This window comes from Hyphomonas chukchiensis, from assembly GCF_000682695.1.
Taxonomy (GTDB): Bacteria; Pseudomonadota; Alphaproteobacteria; order Caulobacterales; family Hyphomonadaceae; genus Hyphomonas; species Hyphomonas chukchiensis.
The window spans coordinates 168,245-184,102 of the sequence record NZ_AWFG01000052.1 but is presented as its reverse complement, the minus strand read 5'-3'; the positions used below and the strand labels follow the sequence as shown (position 1 = coordinate 184,102).

The 15,858-nt window shown below is 58.5% G+C and carries 22 protein-coding genes and 2 tRNA genes; 10 read left to right on the top strand and 14 right to left on the bottom strand.

Translation table 11 applies throughout. The annotated features are described in order from the left end of the window. Positions 1-140: 140 nt before the first annotated feature. From HY30_RS15010 to HY30_RS14985, 6 genes are read right to left on the bottom strand one after another with little or no spacing between them, the layout of a single operon-like run. Complete coding sequence (locus tag HY30_RS15010; RefSeq protein WP_034742399.1) at positions 141-812, bottom strand: DUF6796 family protein; 672 nt, start codon at positions 810-812, stop codon at positions 141-143. Further along, a complete protein-coding gene (locus HY30_RS15005; protein WP_051615538.1) occupies positions 809-2,443 on the bottom strand; it encodes a CRTAC1 family protein in 1,635 nt (544 codons plus the stop codon). The genes HY30_RS15010 and HY30_RS15005 overlap by 4 nt, the downstream gene beginning before the upstream one ends. Positions 2,444-2,460: 17 nt before the next feature. Next, positions 2,461-2,994, bottom strand: a complete 534-nt coding sequence (locus tag HY30_RS15000; RefSeq protein ID WP_034742394.1) for a DoxX family protein — start codon at positions 2,992-2,994, stop codon at positions 2,461-2,463. Next, the gene (locus HY30_RS14995) at positions 2,960-3,775 is read right to left on the bottom strand and encodes an HvfC/BufC family peptide modification chaperone (protein ID WP_034742391.1); all 816 of its coding nucleotides are present in this window, start codon (positions 3,773-3,775) and stop codon (positions 2,960-2,962) included. Before HY30_RS14995 ends, HY30_RS15000 begins: the two co-directional genes overlap by 35 nt. Then, positions 3,765-4,622, bottom strand: coding sequence for an MNIO family bufferin maturase (gene bufB, locus HY30_RS14990; protein WP_034742387.1), 858 nt, complete (start codon positions 4,620-4,622; stop codon positions 3,765-3,767). The genes HY30_RS14995 and bufB overlap by 11 nt, the downstream gene beginning before the upstream one ends. A 36-nt stretch (positions 4,623-4,658) precedes the next feature. Beyond that, positions 4,659-5,030 carry a BufA1 family periplasmic bufferin-type metallophore gene (locus HY30_RS14985; protein WP_045693610.1) on the bottom strand — a complete coding sequence of 124 codons (372 nt, stop codon included), beginning with the start codon at positions 5,028-5,030 and terminating at the stop codon, positions 4,659-4,661. A gap of 211 nt (positions 5,031-5,241) precedes the next feature. Here HY30_RS14985 and HY30_RS14980 point away from each other — a divergent pair, with 211 nt between their 5' ends. The 3 genes from HY30_RS14980 to HY30_RS19435 all read left to right on the top strand — a co-directional run bounded on the left by HY30_RS14980 (position 5,242) and on the right by HY30_RS19435 (position 7,090). Next, positions 5,242-5,799 (top strand): carboxymuconolactone decarboxylase family protein, encoded by a 558-nt coding sequence (locus tag HY30_RS14980; RefSeq protein ID WP_034742384.1) that lies wholly within the window; start codon positions 5,242-5,244, stop codon positions 5,797-5,799. An 86-nt stretch (positions 5,800-5,885) separates the two neighbouring features. Beyond that, positions 5,886-6,446 (top strand): carboxymuconolactone decarboxylase family protein, encoded by a 561-nt coding sequence (locus HY30_RS14975; RefSeq protein WP_034742382.1) that lies wholly within the window; start codon positions 5,886-5,888, stop codon positions 6,444-6,446. Between the two features lie 89 nt (positions 6,447-6,535). Next, positions 6,536-7,090 carry a TetR/AcrR family transcriptional regulator gene (locus HY30_RS19435; RefSeq protein ID WP_051615537.1) on the top strand — a complete coding sequence of 185 codons (555 nt, stop codon included), beginning with the start codon at positions 6,536-6,538 and terminating at the stop codon, positions 7,088-7,090. A 15-nt stretch (positions 7,091-7,105) separates the two neighbouring features. Here the strand turns inward: HY30_RS19435 and HY30_RS20525 are convergent, their stop codons facing one another. After that, positions 7,106-7,345: a hypothetical protein gene (locus tag HY30_RS20525; RefSeq protein WP_241765747.1), complete on the bottom strand. Its 240-nt coding sequence runs from the start codon at positions 7,343-7,345 to the stop codon at positions 7,106-7,108. 145 nt (positions 7,346-7,490) lie between these two features. Between HY30_RS20525 and HY30_RS20705 the strand changes: the two genes are divergently transcribed. Continuing rightward, entirely contained in the window at positions 7,491-7,739 is a 249-nt protein-coding gene (locus HY30_RS20705) for a DUF2840 domain-containing protein (RefSeq protein WP_155839367.1), read from the top strand. Here the strand turns inward: HY30_RS20705 and HY30_RS14965 are convergent. Further along, a complete protein-coding gene (locus tag HY30_RS14965; protein ID WP_034742379.1) occupies positions 7,635-7,850 on the bottom strand; it encodes a hypothetical protein in 216 nt (71 codons plus the stop codon). The two genes, HY30_RS20705 and HY30_RS14965, sit on opposite strands and share 105 nt — an antisense overlap. A 115-nt stretch (positions 7,851-7,965) precedes the next feature. Continuing rightward, positions 7,966-8,214, bottom strand: a complete 249-nt coding sequence (locus tag HY30_RS19800; RefSeq protein WP_081812274.1) for a helix-turn-helix transcriptional regulator — start codon at positions 8,212-8,214, stop codon at positions 7,966-7,968. A gap of 89 nt (positions 8,215-8,303) precedes the next feature. Between HY30_RS19800 and HY30_RS14960 the strand changes: the two genes are divergently transcribed. From HY30_RS14960 to HY30_RS19430, 4 genes are all read left to right on the top strand, one after another. Next, positions 8,304-8,792, top strand: a complete 489-nt coding sequence (locus tag HY30_RS14960) for a hypothetical protein (RefSeq protein ID WP_034742376.1) — start codon at positions 8,304-8,306, stop codon at positions 8,790-8,792. 69 nt (positions 8,793-8,861) lie between these two features. Further along, on the top strand, positions 8,862-9,116 hold the full coding sequence (locus tag HY30_RS20700) for a DUF3363 domain-containing protein (protein WP_034742373.1): 255 nt from the start codon (positions 8,862-8,864) through the stop codon (positions 9,114-9,116). 301 nt (positions 9,117-9,417) lie between these two features. After that, the gene (locus HY30_RS20695) at positions 9,418-9,993 is read left to right on the top strand and encodes an RES domain-containing protein (RefSeq protein ID WP_081812272.1); all 576 of its coding nucleotides are present in this window, start codon (positions 9,418-9,420) and stop codon (positions 9,991-9,993) included. Further along, positions 9,915-10,133, top strand: a complete 219-nt coding sequence (locus HY30_RS19430; protein ID WP_051615536.1) for an RES family NAD+ phosphorylase — start codon at positions 9,915-9,917, stop codon at positions 10,131-10,133. The genes HY30_RS20695 and HY30_RS19430 overlap by 79 nt, the downstream gene beginning before the upstream one ends. A gap of 7 nt (positions 10,134-10,140) precedes the next feature. Here the strand turns inward: HY30_RS19430 and HY30_RS14945 are convergent, their stop codons facing one another. The 5 genes from HY30_RS14945 to HY30_RS14930 all read right to left on the bottom strand — a co-directional run bounded on the left by HY30_RS14945 (position 10,141) and on the right by HY30_RS14930 (position 13,587). Next, positions 10,141-10,989: a universal stress protein gene (locus tag HY30_RS14945; protein ID WP_034742371.1), complete on the bottom strand. Its 849-nt coding sequence runs from the start codon at positions 10,987-10,989 to the stop codon at positions 10,141-10,143. A gap of 12 nt (positions 10,990-11,001) precedes the next feature. Then, positions 11,002-12,492 carry a SulP family inorganic anion transporter gene (locus tag HY30_RS14940; RefSeq protein WP_206741482.1) on the bottom strand — a complete coding sequence of 497 codons (1,491 nt, stop codon included), beginning with the start codon at positions 12,490-12,492 and terminating at the stop codon, positions 11,002-11,004. Next, positions 12,434-12,664: a hypothetical protein gene (locus HY30_RS20370; protein WP_155839356.1), complete on the bottom strand. Its 231-nt coding sequence runs from the start codon at positions 12,662-12,664 to the stop codon at positions 12,434-12,436. Before HY30_RS20370 ends, HY30_RS14940 begins: the two co-directional genes overlap by 59 nt. A gap of 511 nt (positions 12,665-13,175) precedes the next feature. Next, positions 13,176-13,251 (bottom strand) — tRNA-Asn (locus tag HY30_RS14935). A 262-nt stretch (positions 13,252-13,513) separates the two neighbouring features. Then, positions 13,514-13,587: transfer RNA gene (locus HY30_RS14930), tRNA-Cys, on the bottom strand. A gap of 145 nt (positions 13,588-13,732) precedes the next feature. Between HY30_RS14930 and HY30_RS14925 the strand changes: the two genes are divergently transcribed. Further along, the gene (locus HY30_RS14925) at positions 13,733-14,386 is read left to right on the top strand and encodes a protein-L-isoaspartate O-methyltransferase family protein (RefSeq protein WP_034742367.1); all 654 of its coding nucleotides are present in this window, start codon (positions 13,733-13,735) and stop codon (positions 14,384-14,386) included. 133 nt (positions 14,387-14,519) lie between these two features. Next, positions 14,520-15,824: a TolC family outer membrane protein gene (locus HY30_RS14920; RefSeq protein ID WP_081812271.1), complete on the top strand. Its 1,305-nt coding sequence runs from the start codon at positions 14,520-14,522 to the stop codon at positions 15,822-15,824. Positions 15,825-15,858 lie beyond the last annotated feature (34 nt).

Sequence of the window (15,858 nt, the reverse complement as noted above, 5' to 3'; positions counted from 1 at the left end):
ATATCCAGCGAAGACAAGAAGGCAGGCAGGTAGCGGTCCGATCAGAGGACAAGCGGTACCCGTCGAGAAATGTTCTCCCGTCAACAAAGCTGCCGGAATCAGTCCAAACATGGCGACAATGGCCAGAAACAACCGCGATGTCATTGTCCTTCAATCCGGCTCGTCGTGAGGAGGGACAATGTGAAAAGTATGGCGTGTGACGTGTTCATGGCCGTCGGCAATACCAGCCATCCGATCACGGGCGCCGCGGCATATAGGCCAAAAATCAGAGCGAGCAAAAGTGCCGGACTGAACAATGCCATCCAGCGCGGGTAGCGTGTCTTTCCCGAAAGGATGCGCCGTATCCAGATAATCGAAAAGGCCGCCATGACGAAGCGAAGTGCATTCACCAAGGGCTCGTGAAGCAACCTCTGGTGAACCAGAAGATCCAGGCTGGCTCCGTCCGAACTGAGATCTTGCACGGTTTCAGCAATCAACGCGCGTTGACCGATCCAGACCGTTGCGAGAATGAACGCCCAGGCGCAACATACGAAAATTCCAAAACGCCATTTGGGCGCTTGCGGCAGGAGATGACCTGTGAGGTGCCAATAACCGGCAAGATAGAGAGGGGCAGCCGAGACGCTGAGGAAGTGCCCAAACGTCAATCTTGCCCGACTGACATCCAGAAAAAATCCATAGTCCGGGTCTGTGTAATTGCCCCCCGGGACAAGTTGCAAGACCCCTTCGCCGATCCCGGTCAGCAGGGCGCCGACAAGGCCGGCAATTCCGAACCAGACAAGGTTTTGACGAGGATTGGTGTCGACACAAGTCATGGCGCATCGACCCGCCAGTCCAGGACGGTGTTGGCCGCGACTTGCTCTGCTGAGCGTACCTCGCCATCCGGAAACCGGAGGGTAATTCTCCCGGCGGTCGCGGCATCGCCCAGTCCGATGAAAATATCCGCCGTGCTATCGGAACACAGTCCCTGAGCCGGTACCGCCTGGCGGACAAGTGTTCGACCATCGACAAGAACCTCAATACGGGCCGAATAGGCTGAAACCGAGTCGTCGAGCCGAATGCGTATACCATGCCGGTCGGGCGTTGCATTGAGGAAAGCCCTGGCCGGCCCCTTGAGATTGGCCCAGATTAGATCGGGCAGGCCGTCGCCGTTAAAGTCACCGACCAGTGGGGAAATAGCAAATAGCCGATTGGCCACGCCTGCGCGCTTCTCTACCGGGTTGAATTTGCGCCCCCGGGTATTTTGCAGAATCTTTCCGGCATAGCGGTGGATCAGTGCCGGTTGTCCGAACTTGGCGTAATTCTGGGCGACGGCGATGTCTTCCCAGCCATCGAGATTGAAATCAGCCGCAACCACACCCCAGCCGAAACCCAACCGTGCGGCGTTCATTTCAGCGGCATGGTCGCTGAAGCCTCCCTGGTCGTTGCCGACAAACAGCATGTAGTTGGAATTGAATGGCGCTGATTTCGGCAAGTCACCGCGCAGAAGCGAGGACGGCAGAGTGTTCCCGACATTCGAGAAATAGAAATCGAGGGCGCCGTCACCGGTAAAATCGCCTGCTGCGATCCCCATTGGATAGGAATTCACGGATGGGCTTTCGAGCCGCTCGAAAGGCGGCGCGTCGTTGTTTCTCCAGATTTCGACATGTCCTGTGTCCTGGGCAACGACCAGGTCTGGGTCACCATCATCATCGATATCGGCCAGGACGGCCGTGAACGTGTTGTGCTGGCGGCGTAGGCCCCACAATTCCGTTGCGTCGGTGAAGTCGCCTGCCGCATCCCCCAGCAACAGATAACTGTAGCCTCCGTAAGGGCGCGTGAAGATGGTCTGACCCTCGACGCGATCATTGCTGATATAGCCGGAAACGTAGAGATCGACATGCCCATCGGCATTGACGTCTCCAGGTGTCACCGAAAGAGCGGTGGTGCCGGCTTCCGGCTTGAAAATGGTTCTTCCATCACCGAGTCTGCCACTGGAGTTGAGATACAACCAGACGCCGCTCTCGCGGGCAAGAATCAAATCGGTCCATCCATCCCGGTCGACGTCGACGGAGACGCCGCCCATTGTTGCATCGCTTGAAGGTTTTGAGAGATCATGATCTGCGCTCTGATTTACAAACCTCCCGAGCAAGGCGCTGTAGCTGAAAAGTGCATCCGGTTGATCACGGCCTCCTCCCAGGAACACCTCGTCGTAGATATCACGATCAGTATCGATGACCACGCCCGCCATGAAGGGCAGGGATCCCGACTTTGCCTGGATGTCTGACTGGTTCTCGAACGCCAGATCAACGGATACAAATCTGAGGTCTGTGCTGCCTTGCGTTTTCCACTCAAGTTGCACGAGGCGAAAACCGAGCCAGCCTGAGCTGAGGAGGACGACCAGGACTGTACCGATCCCCAGTGCGCCACAGCCAAGCCAGAACCATTTTGGGGTGGATCGAAACATGCTGGCCCCCAAGGCTCTCACGTTCTCGAGGATTCGAGCTTGAATAGTCGGTCAAGAGAGAATCGGCCGGGACCACGGGCGACGATCACAAACAGGATGGCCGCCCACCAGACGTGACTACCCCACCAGCTATCGGCATCCGGGAAGACAAGGCGTTCGATCACCAGGGTCATCGTGAGCAGTCCGGCGGCCGCCAGTCTTGACGTCAGTCCGAGGACAAGAAGGATCGGCAGAAGGATTTCCATGATACCGGCCATGTTGGCGAAGCGCTCGACAATCCATTGTGTTGTCGGTGCGTATGTGCCCGCCGCCTGGTCTGTGCACAGCACGAGGGCGCCAGCGCGCTTATCTTCCGGGCAGAAGAATTCGAACAGGAAGAGGTCGTATTTGTCAGGGTTGAATGACAGGAAGCCATTCCATTTTGTAAGCCCTGACATGAAAAATACCCGGGCCACGGCCAGGCGCGCGATAAGTAGCGCAAACGGTTCCAGCATGTTGGCCTTGCTGGTAAGCCAGCTATAACCAGCCTGCAGCCTCTGAATGAGTATCATGATTAGCTCCCCCTTGTTGAGCGATGGTGATGAACAATCCCGACGAGACGGCGCCGGCAATGAGATGCGAAAGATCAATAGACGGCTCGGCAGCCAGGGCGGCTTCACATGCATCCCCAAGTGGCGATTGGGACATGGCCGAACTGAGAAACGCGTGTTCTCCGGGATGAAGAACGCGCATCCTGACCTCTCCTTCGGGACGCCAGAAAAGAACGTGTTCAGATCGGCACGCCAGGTGCATCTGGCGGTTCGGAAGCTCGCCTGATTTCAGGTCTGTCCAAAGGGATGCCACCGCCCATTCGATGTCGATAATATTAAGGCTCGGATGCATGGTCAGGGTGGATACCATCAGGGTCGAGCCATCGATCTCGGCAAGCGCGCCCGGTGCCAGCGGGTCTGCATCTGGTGCGAGGTGGGCATTGAGCCAACCCCGGTCCAGCCGGGCGATATCTGCGAGCCAGGGCAGTCCATGTTCAGATTCAGCTGCGGCGATAAAATGAGCGAGCGACACACCGTATCCGACCAGACTCCGGGTCGAGGGCGGTTCCGCATCGGCATAGGCCCGTGCCAGGGCACTGAAAAACGCGTCGCCCATGACGGCTGCCAGTCGTAGATTGTTGGACCTGAGGGCCTCAACGCAGGCGAGGATGCCAGAATTGCGATAGACTTGCGCGCGCTGGCCCGGGTGCGCTCTGGAGTCCATCAAAGGGGTAAGCGCAGCGGCGCCGGCGCGGCCAGCAGCGAAGGACGACATGGCTTCGATATGCTGCTCAAGCCGCATCGTGTGCCGCCTCTTGTGAAGCTGTCAGTATCCGCGTGGCGTGGTGAAATTCGGCAAGCAAGTCGTCAAACGGTGGGATATTGCCATCACGTTCAACGAGGACCGGCCTGGCCCCCCATGCGTGAAGCGCAACGGCCAAAAGGTGCCACACGCCCTCACTGACGGGCGCGTCATGACTGTCGATCAGAAATTTGGCGCCAAGCCCAGGGTCTTGCGAGTGCCCTGCAACGTGAATCTCGCCGACGAGCTCGCCAGGGATTGCGCGAACATAAGCATAAGGGTCCACGCCGACATTATTTGCACTCACCCAGATATTATTGATGTCCATCAGGAGACCGCATCCGGATCGGCGGGCGACTTCCACAAGAAATTCAGGTTCGTCGAGCTCGCAGGCGAACGGCAGGTAGTTGGTGGGGTTTTCGATCAGAATTCGCCGACCGATCAAGGCCTGGAAAGCATCGACCCGGTCTGCAAGATGTATCAGCGCTTCCTGTGTACGGGGAAGCGGCAGCAGATCTGCATGGTAGCGCGTCTTGTGCGCGGAGAACGTTGCGTGCTCGGACACCTGAAACGGATCGAACCGCTCGATCAATAAACGTAGATCATGGGTGTGCTGCCTGTCGAATGGATCCAGTCCGCCGAGAGACGCGCCGACGCCGTGAAAGCTGAGCTGGCGCTTTTCGCGGATAGCAGTCAGCCAGGCCAGGCGTGGGCCGCCTTGGACCATATAGTTTTCAGGGTGAACCTCGAACCACAATCCTTCAACTTCGGTCTCGAGCGCCGGAGCAAAGTGCTCCGGTTTTAGCCCGAGACCCGCAGTGGACGGGGGGGACGGTGGAAGTTGCATGACTGTGATCCGAGGAACTCTGTTGCCGGGCTGGGATCAGGCCGGTGTATTACGATCCAGTTCGTTCAACGCAGCAGGACCTTCGGGCGAGACGATGAAGTCGCAGGAGCCTTTGGGCGCGAACGTCCAGGCATTTCCCTGGAAGTCGACGGTGGATGTGCCTTCGCAGCTTGTTCCTTTGCCGGCCTTGCAATCGTTCTCGCCAGCAAGGGCAATACCGTAACATTTGTCCTTGCGGCCTTCGATTCGCTCACCAGCCTGCCATGCCGTGAAGGCGGACTGAACGTCCGCGGGCGCATTGTCGGCCAGGGTAAGTTGAGCGTTTGGCTTCGCGTTTGCGGCGCCAGCGGCTGCGGCGAGTGCAAGGCCAGCGATCAGGGATTTTGCAATGAACGTTGTGTGCGACATATGTCTAGTCTCCAGGTTGAAATCAGCTCCGCAAGTTTGGCGGCGCAGGGTCTGAATACGTGAAGCCCTATTGAACTGAAACTCACGAAAGCGTGCGGAAGGATCAACGATCCGGCATTCCGGACTGTTCAGTCCACTATTTCTTATGCGGGGACTGACAATCCTCGCTTATATGCAATGCTGTACCACTCGCCGTGAAAGGAAATCCGACATGAGCTATTATCCGAGCCTTCCGGACCGCGCGCATCTGAGCGACCTGTTCAAACGATTCCCAAGGGGCGTCGAGCCACTGCTCGCGTTCCACGACGCTGTCCTGCGAAGCGATAGCGAGCTGTCAATTGGCGAACGGGAGCTGATAGCAGCCTGGGTCTCAGGCCTTAATCAGTGCAAGTTCTGCTATGGCGCACACAAGCTCATGGCGCACGCGTTCGATGTTGATCCGGCACTGGTCGACATGTTGTTTGAGCGATTTGACGAGGCCCCGCTTCCAGCCCGATTCCTGAAATTGCTCCGGTTCCTCGAAAAGCTCGCCCTGACTCCGTCACTTGTGCGCCGTAGCGATGTCGCGGGACTGCTGAAGGCCGGCTGGTCAGAAGAGGCGATACACGATGCCGCGCTCGTTTGCGGGCTGTATGCGTTCATGAACCGGGTGGTCGATGCCGCGGGTATTCTTCCGGGAGAAGAATATGCCGACCCGTCGCCTGAAGCCATCGAACGACGCAGGAGCGGGTCGTACCTGTCCTGGGGACGGGATGCAGGTATCACCTGAGCGCCAGTTCGGAATAATTCAGTTATCCTGTTCTTGATCGGTCAGTACAGAATACCCAGCTAGAAGGGCCTCAAGGAGAAAGACCCATGGCATTATTTGATTTGCATACCATCGACACGGCGCCTGAAGCCGCAAGGCCACTTCTGAAAGAATCCGCCAAGGCCTTCGGGAGAATCCCCAACCTGCATGCCGTCATGGCCGAAAGCCCTGAGCACCTTGAAGCCTACAAGAACCTGCATGAATTGTTCGAGCGGTCAGACCTGAGCAAGGTTGAGCGGAATGTGGTCTGGCTTACGATTAATGTTGAAAACGCCTGCCACTATTGTGTGCCAGCCCATACCGCAATCGCCATGATGCAAGGGGTCGACGAAGCGACGATCAATGCTTTGCGTGCCGGTGATGCGCTGGATGACCCCAAACTGGAGGCCTTGCGTCAATTCACGCTGGCGATTGTTCGCCAGCGGGGCGTGTTGGATACGCAGCAGGTGAGCACGTTCCTTGAGGCAGGTTATGCGAGGCGGCATGTGCTGGATGTGCTACTCGGGGTCGCCCAGAAGACCCTGTCAAATTATGTGAATCACATAGCCGATACGCCTGTTGACCCGGCTTTTGCCCGTTTTTCCTGGGTCGACCCTGTCGCGGACTAGGGGCGCAGAGGCCGCCAGAATCCGGAAATTGTGAGAAACGTCTGCAGCGGTCCCTTGCCGAAGGCTGCTGCAGACGACATTTAGGGCGCATGGCAGGAAGACCTCGCAGCTTTGACAGAGATCTGGCGCTGGACGCGCTCGTCGACGTGTTCTGGACCCACGGCTATAATGGCGCCGACGTCGACAAATTGCAGCAATCTGCCGGCATCCAGCGTGGCAGCTTCTATGCCGCCTTCAGGGACAAGCCGACCGCCTTCCTCGACGCCCTCCGCCGCTATATGGAATTCACGCTCCTTCCCCGGCTGGACATGCTTGAGGGCGAGGCTGGCCAGCGACGCGAGCTTGTGGAATTTCTCGAAGCTGTTGGCGCATTTGTCGCAAAGCAGGGAAATCGGGGGTGTATGCTGTCCGAGGCGCTCGTCCAGTCGCCCCAGTTCGACCCGGCCTTGCGCCGGCAGGTCCGGCGCATCCGTTCTGATTTGTTGCGCAAACTGAAAAGGTTGAGTGGTGGTGACGAGGCGCTGGCGTCTTTCGCTCTGGCATCCGCGCTCGGATTTCACGCACTCGCCAGATCTGGCGCGTCAAAAAAGCAGATCCTTGCTGCCTCGACCTTGGCCGCTAAGGCGATTGGGCAGCGTCGCTGAGATTTTGTCACGTCCTCATTGACGATGATATTTTAACATCGCTACCAGGTCACAGACATTGTCTTGAAACAGTCCATTTTCAGACGAATGTTTAGACCCATAGAGTGATGGATTCGCTTTATGCCGTGAAGTGTCAAGGTCGCTGTCGGGGAACAATCGCTGCAGGATGCTGGACGTGAGGGTGATCTTCACTTCGTTTACTCGCCTATCGCGCACGCGCGGCACTTTCACCGGCACTGGATCAGTGCCGGTCATTACTTCGCTTTTCGGTAAGTGACCATGACGGACCAGACGTGCCCGCCCATTCACGCAGGGTGGCCTGTCGGGGCGCAATACATCTCTTCGAACCGGGCCAGGTCTTCGGTTTTGTACGCTGGCGCTGTGATAGCTTTGGCGCCCAATCCGGCGCATTCTGGTTGCCGAGGCAGGTCAACCCGTAGAGCAACTGACCCGGACTCCTGGTATCATAACCGGCGCACATTTACTGCTCCACGCCTTTGGCATGATCCGCTCCAGGCGTGCCCTGCGTGCGATTGACGTTCTCTCAGACGCTCACATTCTGCACGAGACACATCCTGCTTATTGGCGTCATGCTCATGCGCAGTTCACCGGGCTGGGTCAGCCAGAGCGTCGTCAATTCCTCGTTTGACAGGAACTGGTTGCCCGGTTTGCCCTTGGACCTCGTGGGAAGCTGTTCGGCGATATCGTAGGTATTGCTGTAGTCCCGCGCGCTACCACGATAGTCATAACGATTCTTCACCGCCCATTTCCAAGCCGTGACGATGCTGGAGCGAATCTGACTTCCTTGACGCTGACACGGCCGCTTTACAGTGGCTTTGCGACGTTCCGTCACGAATGTCGGGCGCTCACCTAGTCTACAGCTTTAGCCTGACACCTGGACCGCCATCTTTATTTTCTTCCGGGGCTAGGAAAACAACTCCACCCGCTTCCAGCGCCCGGCACACTGCGTCCACATTGGCCGGAGTACTCGCTGAAGGCCCGCGAGCACTCTCCATCCGGCGGACGGTCGGCACAGACAGTTTCGCCATCTCAGCCAGTTTCGGCTGCGTCCAATCCAGCAGGGCGCGCGCTGCGCGAATCTGAGCGGAGGTGAGATCAGTCATTTTCTTTTTACGATCATATTTACTTAAAACGATCACGCTGTTATGGTGCGTGACACTAAACGACTCACATGTACCATAAAGGTAAACCAATGTCGCGACGCCCTCTTGGTGCGGCGGATGCTGATTCACGCGCTATTCTTGAACTCTCGCGCCGGCAAATTATCGCGGGATCAGTTGCCGTCGCAGCCGTACGAGATATCCCCGCACGGACGGATCCATCTGTCGACGCTTGCAGGGCCTGGCTTGCGCTTGAGGAAACACACCAGGATCTGGTCAGGCGTTGGCAGGCGCTCGACACCTACCTCATTCGGGAGCGCTATTGGAGCGACCTTTCCCGGCAACGATGCGCCGCCATGCCTGAAGCTGTGGAACTAGATGCAATGGACCACCGTCTGGAGGCTCTATATGAGACGCGGCAAGAACTTCTCACTGCCCTGCCAGAAGTACCGGCAAGTACCCCTCAAGGTCTCGCTCTGAAGCTTGCCATCCTCGCGATCATCGTGATGCCGGACGAGAACGAACAAGCCTACAACCTGATCACGAGCGCGCTGAAGGATCTGCACACTTTAGCATTGTGATATGCACGCCTCAGCGCGCAAGGCCTTACCTGGCTTGATCGTCATCTGGCTGGCGAGACCAGCCAACAGGTGGGCTATTCCGGGTTTGGCGGCGAGGCGCGCGAGCTTATCCGACAGCGCCGGGCCGTGCTCGTCGCGCGCGGTATCGCGCAAGCGGGCCATAGCGGGGCACTGGAACCGCAGGCGATGGAGATGCTCCATATCCGGTCGATGCATGACTATGGCCGCGCCTATGCCGGAGAAAGTGGTATGGCCTACGTTCCGTACCAGCCCGGCAGGGAGGTCTCCGGCAGGGTGATGCCCGTCAACGATGGGCAAGCTTGAGCGGCTCGAGACATAGGTGACAGATTGTACCGGACACATGGGTAACACTTTCCGCTTTGGCGGGAGGTTGCGATGCCATGGAAGGACCCATCGAAAATGGACGAGAGACTGCGTTTTGTTGCCCGGCGGCTTGAGGGCGAATCGATGACGGATCTTTGCCGGGAGAAATCGGGATCGTCTCCCTGGAACGTCGGTGGGAACCTCGCCTCGACAAGGATATTCATGAGATAAAGCGCGGCGATGAGCACATCATGGGGGTGCTTTTCCAGTGGTCGAAATTGCGCCGGGCAGGTAGGACAAGATGGAGGAGAGTCCGGAAGATCGACAAGTATCGCCTTGTATAAGTTTTCGTGAATTTAGGGACGAAGTCCTCTATCGTCAGAGATATATCCGGTCACAGACCTGCGACGCTTTCCTGAGCTGGATCAGACGAAGTCTGCGTGACCGGATAGAGGTACTCCCGGTAGGGGAGGCATTTTGGCGCGCGCAGATTGGCCGCGACTGGGAATCCGGTGATGAAGAGGCACAGCGTCGGCGCGTGCCGCTTCAGAATGAACGGACGAAGCCTTGGATCGACAAGGCATTTGAGGGCCGGGTAAATCCCAAGGGTATTTCCTGTCTTTATCTTGCGACCTCAGAATATGTGGCCATGTCCGAGTTACGGCCCTGGATCGGCGCGACGCTGTCTCTGGCCCGCTTTCGGACTGTCCGGGCGCTTAGGATCGTCGACTGTTCCCTTTTCCACACGCTCACCGAGACCGCTCCGGACAGTCGTTCAGCCAATTCGGACGAACAGGTATGGCGGGACATCGACCGGGCATTCGCGCACCTGTCCTGCGCAGTGACAACACAGCCTTCTACGCGCCAACCCAGCTGATCGCCGAGTTCTTCCGGCTGGAGGGCTTCGACGGGATTATCTATGGCAGCGCGTTTGCCGAAACAGGCCGGAATACGGCCCTGTTCGATCTCAACGGCGCCGAGCAGGTCGACGCGCACTCGTTTGAAGTGATTGGCTGACAGAGTATTACCGGAAAAGCAGCAGCGGGATCGCGCACGACCGGATGAGCGCGGTCGTTGTTGAGCCAATAATCAGGCTGCGAATGCGCGAATGGCCATAAGCGCCCATTATCAGCAGGTCTGCATCGTCGCGTTCGGTTTCCTCGGCAATGATCTTTTCTGCATGGCCGGGCCGTTCTTTTGCAACGGCCTCATAACCCGCCTTGATGAGGCGGGCTGCTGCCGCGATCCCGCCGCGGGCGATATCTGAGCCCGCTTCGGCAACGCTGAAGACGGTGATACGCGGGCGATCGGCCAAGGGAGACTGGACCAGGCTGTCGAGTGCCTTACGCGCGCTGACTCCGTCATCGAACGCGAACACGGCATGCTGGATCGGCTTGAACGTCCGGCTGGCGATCAGAACCGGCCGGTGGACGGCTCGCACGACGCGCTCAAGATTTGAGCCAAGATGGAGCTTCTCAAAGTCTGCGCCTTCGCCGCGCTTGCCCATGACGATGAGGTCGCCGGCCCGCTTGACGAGGGAGTCGGCAATCTCCCCGGTGCGCAAGGCGAGGCTGACGTTCCCGATGCCCTGGCTTTCGAGGCGCTGCTGGGCAGCGTCGAGAATGGCACGGCCCCGCTCCTTGTCGAGCTGCGCGGTGCGGGCATCATGCTCAACAAGATCATCCAGGAGCGATGAACGGGCGCCGAGGCCGATGGCGCCTGACAGGTCCGTTGGCAAGGCGCCGGATTTTTGGGTGCTCAGAACATGGAGAAGCTCAATGTCCCCGCCATACTGGCGGGCTGCCCAAGCGGCATGGTCGCAGACGCTGTGGGTATAAACCGAGCCATCGATGAGTGCGAGAATATGGGTCATTGTCGTTCCTCCCTAGTGCGACATCAGCTTGTCGATCGCACCAGGCTTGTCGTGGATGGCGAGCTTGTCGACGATGGTTTCGCTGGCTTCGTTGAGGCCGATGATTTCAACTTTAGCACCTTCGCGCCTGAATTTCAGCACGATCATATCGAGCGCGGCCACGCTGGAAATGTCCCAGATATGGGCCTGGCTTACATCAATGATCACCTCATCGAGCGCTTCCTTCAGATCGAAGGCGGCATTGAAGGCCTCCACCGACGCGAAGAACACCTGGCCTTCCACCCTGTAGCGGCGCGTGCGGCCGCCTGCGGACAGTTCCGATGAGACCCGGAAAATCTGAGAAATCTTTCCGGCGAAAAACACGCCGGACAGTAGCACGCCGATCAGTACCCCGATGGCGAGGTTATGGCTGAAGATAACGCCGGCAACAGTCGCTAGCATGACGATCGACGAGCTGCGCGGATGGACCCGCAGGTTTTTGAGCGACGACCAGCTGAACGTGCCGATGGAGACCATGATCATGATGGCGACAAGGGCAGCCATCGGGATACGGCTCACCCAGTCTCCGATCAGGAGGATCATGGCCAGCAGGAAAATGCCCGCAGATAGCGTCGAAAGTCGTCCGCGGCCGCCTGATTTTATGTTGATGATTGACTGGCCGATCATGGCGCAGCCCGCCATGCCGCCGAAGAAACCGGTGATCGTATTGGCAACGCCCTGGCCAACACATTCGCGGTTCCGGTCGCTCGGCGTGTCGGTGAGTTCATCGACTATCGTGGCCGTCATCAGGGACTCAAGCAGGCCGACGACGGCGACGGCGAGCGCATAAGGGAAGATGATTTGCAGGGTTTCCAAGGTCAGCGGGATGTCCGGGATCAGGAACATTGGCAGGGTGGCGGGCAACTCGCCCATATCGCCGACGGTGCGGACATCCAGGCCGAAAGCAATGGCGATGGCCGAGAGCGCAATGATGCAGATAAGGGGCGAGGGCACCGCACGCGTGAGCAGGGGGAAGAGATAGATGATGGCCAGGCCAAGAGCGACCATTGGATAGGTCAGCATCGGGACACCCACGAGTTCGGGAATCTGGGCGAGGAAGATCAGGATGGCCAGGGCATTGACGAAGCCTGTAATGACCGAACGTGAGACGAACCGCATCAGCTGGCCAAGTCTGAGGAGGCCAGCTAGAATTTGAAGAAGACCTGCCAGGACGGTCGCCGCGAGCAGATATTCAAGACCATGATCCTTCACCAAGGTGACCATGAGCACGGCAGTTGCGGCGGTCGCCGCTGAGATCATACCGGGGCGCCCACCCGCGATGGCGGTGACGACCGCGATACAGAATGAGGCGTAAAGTCCAACCTTTGGATCGACGCCCGCGATAATTGAGAAAGCAATAGCTTCGGGAATGAGGGCGAGAGCCACGACAAGGCCGGCGAGCAGGTCACCGCGAATATTGAAAAACCAAATGTCCTTTAAAGAGGTGAGGGCTGGCAGCGGCATTGGGGTTATTTCCCTCTTGCAGATCGGGTGCGCTTGCACCTCTCAAGGCGGCAAACGCGAGCGTGTGACTTCGATTTCGGATAATTAGACTGAACGCATCCAGCAGCATGCAGCGGCGCAGCACATGCACCGGATAGAGCGTGCGGACACGTTTTGCAAGATCCTGCGCCATGAGCGGCTAGCAAAAGCTGCATTGGCCTGTCAGCAGGTAGGTTGGCGAGGGGCAGGCCTTGTTGTGCCAAGGCTAGATTGATGGCGCTAATTTGGTACAGCCGCAGATCCCAAGCTTAAGCCACGCCATTTTGTAATCACAGGGGCGGGAGTTCGAGTCTCCCAACCGGCACCACTGGAAACAAGGGCTTGGCGCCTTTTGAAATTGGTGGCCGCGATGCGAGGAAGCACACAGGGAGGCCCCGCATCACCCCTTAACGTGTGAAAGCGGCCAGAAGATGGGAATGATGACAACGGCGACGATGAGCATAAGATTGGAGGGGGGGGTGAAGAGAATTGAACCCTCGTATTTAGATTGGAACGGTTAAAACTCGGTCCCGAATCCTGCGGCAACGATCAATCTCGTTCATTACGGTTGCACCATACCCGGCTTTTTTGTGGGGCGGGTTGTGGGGCGAAATTGTTTAAAAATAGAAATAACACAATAAAAACAATTAGTTGCGTGAGGTTGTTGGCTCCGCGAGTAGGACTCGAACCTACGACCGGGCGATTAACAGTCGCCTGCTCTACCAACTGAGCTATCGCGGATCAGCCGAGAGCGGGTGAATAGCAGACCGATGATCCGGTTCAAGCCCCAACATGCTGCTCCTGTCCAAAAACTTGTGTTCGGACAAAAAAATGGCGGAAGCTGAAAGCTCCCGCCGAGGCGTTGGGTGATGGTGGGTGTCTCCAAGAGAAGACATGCCCAAGATCGCCCGAATTGGTTAACGCGCCGTAAATGATTAACCAGCAAACGCGCAAAATTAGCGCAAGAATGCGTTAAGAATGATCCAAATCTGTGGATTGGGTCTGGAGGCTCCACCCGGAATCGAACCGGGGTGCGCGGATTTGCAATCCGCTGCGTCACCACTCCGCCATAGAGCCTGACCAGAGGCGCGTCACTAGCAAGCAAAAGGCAGGCTTTCAATCAGCGTTTTCAGCCCCCGTGCGTTTATCGCGCATTGCGCGGGGCGCGGCCCATGCTAAAGGGCGGTTCTGATCCGTTTTTACCAGAGGGAAGCATGCGCCCATGAGCTATGACGCAGCCCGTGAAATCATGGTGGATAGCCAGATCCGCCCCAATGATGTCTCCGATGCGCCGATCGTCTCGGCCTTCCTTCGCACGCCGCGTGAGGCTTTCGTGCCGAACTCCCGCAAGTCAGTGGCCTATTCCGAACTGGAAATCGCGACATCGCCGGGCCGTTCGCTCTGGATTCCGCGCGACACAGGCAAGCTGATCAAGCTGGCCGGGATTCGTCCGAGCGATATCGTTCTCGTGATCGGGGCAGGGGCCGGCTATGAGGCCGCCCTCATCAGCCACCTGTCGGAAACCGTCATCGCACTTGAGGAAACGACCGAGCTGGTCGACGCCATGTCTGAACGCTTTGCGACGCTTGGCCTTGACCGCGCCGTGGCCGTTGAAGGCGGTATTGCGGCTGGCCTGCCTGACCAGGCGCCGTTCGACGTGATTTATGTGTGTGGCATGGTCGAAACCGTTCCGGACGCGTGGACAGCTCAACTGGCTGATGGCGGACGACTCGCGGCCGTTGTCATGGAGCGCGAAGGCCTTGGCCGCGCGAAAGTGTTCACGAAGGCGGGCGATACGGTTGCGGCGCGCGACGGTTTTGACGCCTTCCCGCCCAAGTTCGAGCAGTTCAACCGCAAGCAGGCCTTCGTTTTCTAGGCCGGACTGCGCTGATTGCCCGCATCACCAGAATTATATTCAGTGTTTAAGACTCCAGGAAAGTGAACAGTGTTCACTATCTTTGGGCGTCGCTATATGATGCTGCTGAAACCGGGTTATCAAGGAGCTCAGGATGCGTGTGAAGTATCGTTGCCTTATGGGTGCGGCGGTCGTTGCGATGATTGCCGGAAGCTCTGCATCAGCGGAAACGCTTGATCAGGCGATTGCCTCGGCCTTTGCGACGAACCCCCAGCTCGATATCCAGCGTTATGAGACCGATGTGGCACGCGAAAGCCTGGAGCAGGCCCGGTCCGGGCGGCGCACGACGGTGAACGTCGTTGGCAGCGCCGGTTATGAATATGTCGATACGACGTCGCCATTTGCCTTCGGGCTTGGCGACCGTCCGATTGCCAGCGCGCAGGTCCAGGCCGTGCAGCCGCTCTATACGGGCGGGCGTGTCAGTGCCGGGATCCGTCAGGCCAAAGCGGGAATCAGTGCGGCCAAGTCGCAATATGATGCCGCCCAGCAGGACATGATCCTGCAGGTCGTGACGGCCTATGTGGACGTGCGTCGCGACCGAGAGGCGGTTACGATTCGCAAGAACAATGTCGACGTCACCGGCGAGCAGGTCCGCGCCGCAGATGACCGATTCGAAGTGGGCGTTGTCACACGGACCGATGTCTCGCTGTCCAATGCGCGCCTTGAAGGGGCCCGTGCCGCGCTGGCCGGGGCCGAGGCGCAGCTTGAGGCGAGCGAAGCCAATTACCAGTTCCTCACCAGCCTGAAGCCGGGCGACCTGCCCCCGCCGCCACCCGTGCCGCCCCTGCCGGGTTCCATTGAAGAGGCCATTCAGATCGCGCTGGACGGCAATCCCGACATCCAGGCTGCCCGGCATTCCGAGCGCGCCGCGAACGAGGCTATTTCCGTCGCCAAGTCGCAGTACCGGCCACAGATCAACCTTGTCGGCACAGCCGGTGTCGAATCGACCTATGGCGATCCGGAGCAGCGCAACACGAGCGTTTCGGCCGTCGCGCAGGGCTCGATACCGATTCTCTCGGGTGGCCTGATCAAGAGCCAGGTCAGCGAAGCGCGCCTGCGCCGCGACCAGGCGCGCCAGCAGATCGACGTGCTTGAGCGCCAGGTTCGCGCACAGATCGCACAGGCCTGGTATGGCTATGATGCGTCGCTACGCTCGATTGAGGCCTCCAAGCGCCAGGTCGATGCGGCCGAAATTGCCTATGATGGCGCCAAGGAAGAACTCGCCGTTGGCGTTCGCACCACGCTGGACGTTCTGGACCAGGAACAACAGCTGTTCGAGGCGCGTCTGGCGCTCGTGCAGTCCGAGCGTGACGCGTATGTTGCCGCGTTTCGACTTCTGCGTGCGGCTGGCGAGCTGGACAAGCCGGTTCCCACTGGCGCCGCGCCGGAAATCGAATAAGGTTAACATCGTCAAGCGGTTGTTAACCGATACA

Excerpts from the sequence above, each read along its gene's own strand:
- HY30_RS15010 (WP_034742399.1), bottom strand. The coding sequence starts at position 812 with ATGACTTGTGTCGACACCAATCCTCGTCAAAACCTTGTCTGGTTCGGA.
- HY30_RS14940 (WP_206741482.1), bottom strand. The coding sequence starts at position 12,492 with ATGCCGCTGCCAGCCCTCACCTCTTTAAAGGACATTTGGTTTTTCAAT.
- HY30_RS19435 (WP_051615537.1), top strand. The coding sequence starts at position 6,536 with ATGGCAGGAAGACCTCGCAGCTTTGACAGAGATCTGGCGCTGGACGCG.
- HY30_RS14945 (WP_034742371.1), bottom strand. The coding sequence starts at position 10,989 with ATGACCCATATTCTCGCACTCATCGATGGCTCGGTTTATACCCACAGC.
- HY30_RS20695 (WP_081812272.1), top strand. The coding sequence starts at position 9,418 with ATGGAGGAGAGTCCGGAAGATCGACAAGTATCGCCTTGTATAAGTTTT.
- HY30_RS14920 (WP_081812271.1), top strand. The coding sequence starts at position 14,520 with ATGCGTGTGAAGTATCGTTGCCTTATGGGTGCGGCGGTCGTTGCGATG.
- HY30_RS14995 (WP_034742391.1), bottom strand. The coding sequence starts at position 3,775 with ATGCGGCTTGAGCAGCATATCGAAGCCATGTCGTCCTTCGCTGCTGGC.
- HY30_RS19430 (WP_051615536.1), top strand. The coding sequence starts at position 9,915 with ATGGCGGGACATCGACCGGGCATTCGCGCACCTGTCCTGCGCAGTGAC.
- HY30_RS14975 (WP_034742382.1), top strand. The coding sequence starts at position 5,886 with ATGGCATTATTTGATTTGCATACCATCGACACGGCGCCTGAAGCCGCA.
- HY30_RS14985 (WP_045693610.1), bottom strand. The coding sequence starts at position 5,030 with ATGTCGCACACAACGTTCATTGCAAAATCCCTGATCGCTGGCCTTGCA.
- HY30_RS20525 (WP_241765747.1), bottom strand. The coding sequence starts at position 7,345 with ATGACCGGCACTGATCCAGTGCCGGTGAAAGTGCCGCGCGTGCGCGAT.
- HY30_RS20370 (WP_155839356.1), bottom strand. The coding sequence starts at position 12,664 with ATGGCGCAGGATCTTGCAAAACGTGTCCGCACGCTCTATCCGGTGCAT.
- HY30_RS14925 (WP_034742367.1), top strand. The coding sequence starts at position 13,733 with ATGAGCTATGACGCAGCCCGTGAAATCATGGTGGATAGCCAGATCCGC.
- HY30_RS19800 (WP_081812274.1), bottom strand. The coding sequence starts at position 8,214 with ATGACTGATCTCACCTCCGCTCAGATTCGCGCAGCGCGCGCCCTGCTG.
- HY30_RS14980 (WP_034742384.1), top strand. The coding sequence starts at position 5,242 with ATGAGCTATTATCCGAGCCTTCCGGACCGCGCGCATCTGAGCGACCTG.
- bufB (WP_034742387.1), bottom strand. The coding sequence starts at position 4,622 with ATGCAACTTCCACCGTCCCCCCCGTCCACTGCGGGTCTCGGGCTAAAA.
- HY30_RS14960 (WP_034742376.1), top strand. The coding sequence starts at position 8,304 with ATGTCGCGACGCCCTCTTGGTGCGGCGGATGCTGATTCACGCGCTATT.
- HY30_RS15005 (WP_051615538.1), bottom strand. The coding sequence starts at position 2,443 with ATGTTTCGATCCACCCCAAAATGGTTCTGGCTTGGCTGTGGCGCACTG.
- HY30_RS15000 (WP_034742394.1), bottom strand. The coding sequence starts at position 2,994 with ATGATACTCATTCAGAGGCTGCAGGCTGGTTATAGCTGGCTTACCAGC.